Source organism: Salicola sp. AFF1, from assembly GCF_056783195.1.
In genome coordinates, this window is sequence record NZ_JBXAYL010000078.1 from 1 (window position 1) to 2,338 (window position 2,338).

2 protein-coding genes and 1 pseudogene are annotated in these 2,338 nt (G+C 49.0%); all 3 read right to left on the bottom strand.

What is annotated here, in order from left to right; translation table 11 throughout:
* Window positions 1-863: 863 nt before the first annotated feature.
* A pseudogene (locus tag AC1RQI_RS16660) lies at window positions 864-1,007 on the bottom strand (ISNCY-like element ISMaq5 family transposase); the annotation flags it as partial.
* 116 nt (window positions 1,008-1,123) lie between these two features.
* Window positions 1,124-1,870, bottom strand: coding sequence for a helix-turn-helix domain-containing protein (locus AC1RQI_RS16665; protein WP_481905735.1), 747 nt, complete (start codon window positions 1,868-1,870; stop codon window positions 1,124-1,126).
* Between the two features lie 3 nt (window positions 1,871-1,873).
* On the bottom strand, window positions 1,874-2,185 hold the full coding sequence (locus AC1RQI_RS16670) for an ATP-binding cassette domain-containing protein (RefSeq protein ID WP_481905736.1): 312 nt from the start codon (window positions 2,183-2,185) through the stop codon (window positions 1,874-1,876).
* Window positions 2,186-2,338 lie beyond the last annotated feature (153 nt).

Genomic DNA, 2,338 nt, shown 5'->3' on the forward strand with positions numbered 1-2,338 from the left:
CAGGATGGAGAGCGGGTGGACGATCAATCTGACAGGAGCGCCGCCTGATGGTCATACACCAGATTTGACAATAACTCAAGCAGGCTGAAGAGGTGGCGTATCCTGTTGCTTGATCTCCACCAAGAGAGGAATGATATTCCACGTCCAAGTCTAACCTGCATGCTCTTTCACAACCACGAAAGCCTCCAAACGATCTGCTCCACGAGCTAATTTGCCAGGGTGTGCGGAATCTGTTTAAGTTAGTAGTAGCGCTAGCTAAGCAAAATTCAAGAGAGAGCGCATACAGACGTCCAAATACTGATCAATTTGAGGTGTTTGGAAAGGTTTTAACCTTTCCACAGTTTCGTTATGTTTGCGTCACATGAAATGATTCGATATGAATATTAAAAAGTGGAGATCCACTAGAACAAAAGGCAAGAAGAACTTTGTATTGAAGCATGGTTTTCTTAAGTGGGGCCTAACTACGGCAATACTATGGTCCATCGTCATGCACTTCATTCAGCCTGCCGATCCAGCGTGGGTCAGACCTGTAATAGCATTGCTGCTCTTCCCCCTATGCGGCATGCTAGTTGGCCACTTTGAATGGCGCTCATGCGAAGCAAAATTCAAAAAGCAAACCGAAAGTCAATCAGATAACTAGTGTCCATCCAGAAACGGGCATTTTTGACGAACTCAGCTCGCTTCGAAAGATTGAAGCTAAGGTGAGGTCTTTCACTGCGCCGGCGGAGATCCAACAACGGGGAAATTGTTGGATATTTGATCAACATCGCCCGATTTTAATTCATAGCTGTCCATTGCATGGCTTGTCCATGCGTTCCCCGTGAAGCGTTTCAGTCCGGACCAGACAACTAACCGGGACTGAGTCACGCCAATCGAACCAGGTTATAGTTCAGAGCCGAATCCCATACAAACGCTTTGAAGCCATCGTGACCTTTCCACTTAGCTTTTGCCGCTGTGAACGCTCGTTTCAACTCCGAGATGTTGCCTTCAATTCCGGCTCGAAAATGGCCCTCTCTGTCAGCCTAGTTGTCCAGATGGCGATTTCGCCTGAACCCATTCAGAGAGGGCGGTATGAGAGCAGTCATGCCAAGGTACTCCGAAGAACGTAAAGCAGCGGTCCTGTTCAGTCATTAAGAATATGCTTGTTCTTTACCGCAACCATAGCTTGTTGGCGGCTACGAACATTGAGCTTTTTATAGATATTGTGCAGGTGCCAACTCACTGTGCGGTTGGAAACGCCCAGATGGTCGGCAATTTCCGGGGTGCTTTTTCCTTCCTGAAGGTTGTCAAGGATAGCTTTTTGGCGCCATGTCAATGATACGGTTTCGGATTTGGAACCATCTCGATTTTCACCTTGAGCCCAGCATTCAGTAAGCCCATGTAATACGGGTAGGCTGCATTCAAAAAGGTGGACCCTCTCGCTTTCATCAAGAAACCCATCTGTGAAAAACTGCGTAACCAGGGCGGAATAACCACCCAGACCATCAGGTTTGCAACCAAACCCTTTTATAGTAGCTTCGCCCGAATAAGCCCGAAAGACGGAAATCTCAGTCTTGTCTCCGGCTTCCTCTTTCAGGAAGGATGCGTAAGTACTGAATAGATGGTCTGCGCCCCTCGCCTTTTGGTCTTGATCCCTTACCGGGGTCACTTGAATACCGGACTGGTCATCACGAGTAACCGTAAAATGATAAAGATGTTGACTGTCCGTCAATTTCTCCGGCTCTGTTCTCCACCACCACACCAGACATCGGTTAAAAGGGAGTAACTGATTAAAATCTTCCAAAAGCCGGAGTGTGTCTTTTTCCCGGACGCTATCGGCAACGTCCGTCAGAAGCTTTTTAGCCGCGCTCCAACCGTCCCTGCTGATCATATTTCATCCTCCTTCATGCAGCTTCCCGGCTTCCAGCGTCACAACACGATCCGCCATATCGATGGTTGCCTGACGATGCGCCACCATTACTCGCGTTATATTCATTTGCGCCAGGAACCTATTGATGCGGGTTTCCGTCGCCACGTCCAGGTGACTGGTCGCCTCATCGAGAAAAAGGATCCGCGGACGCCGATACAGAGCCCGTGCTATCATCAGTCGTTGTTTCTGACCGCCGGATAGCGTTGTGCCCATGTCCCCCACGAGACTGTTGTAGCCCATAGGCATTGCTTCGATGTCCTCATGCAGGCACGCCATAACAGCACATTCGCGAATCCACTTATGGTCCGGATCATGATCAAAGAAAGAGATATTGTCCGAGATACTACCGGAGAGTGTTAGTGGCCAATTAAAATGACCCACTACTGGCCATTAATTTTGACCCACCTCCGGGTGGCCGTCAGGCCACAG